General features: G+C 75.4%; 1 pseudogene. It reads right to left on the bottom strand.

From position 1 onward, the window contains the following. Window positions 1-448 (bottom strand): annotated as a pseudogene (locus tag PUR71_RS02885) (electron transfer flavoprotein subunit alpha/FixB family protein); the annotation flags it as partial.

The raw sequence follows: 448 nt of genomic DNA, 5'->3' as shown, positions 1-448 counted from the left end.
GAGCTCCTCGACGACGCCGAAGCCCTCGGCGGCACCGACGCCGCGGCCGCCGGAGACGACGATGGCGGCCTCGGTCAGCTCCGGGCGGCCGGTCGAGACGCGCGGGGTGCGGGAGACGACCTTGGCGGCGTTGCCGGTGAAGTCCACCGACACGTTCTCGACCGCGCCGGCGGCCGGGGCGGCCTCGGGGGCCACGGCGTTCGGCTTGACGGCGATGACCGGCACGCCGTTGCTGACGCGCGATTCGACGGTGTACGAGGCGGCGAACACCGACTGGGTGGCGACCGGGCCCTCGTCACCGGCGCGGAGGTCGACCGCGTCGGTGATGATGCCGGAGCCGAGGCGCAGGGCGACGCGGGCGGCGATCTCCTTGCCCTCGCCGGACGAGGTGACCAGGACGGCGGCCGGGGCGCCGGTCTTGGCGATCTGGGCCAGGGCGTCCACCTTG

The organism is Streptomyces sp. SP17BM10 (assembly GCF_036322405.1).
In the GTDB taxonomy this organism is placed as follows: Bacteria; Actinomycetota; Actinomycetes; order Streptomycetales; family Streptomycetaceae; genus Kitasatospora.
This window is presented reverse-complemented; position numbering and strand designations above follow the sequence as displayed.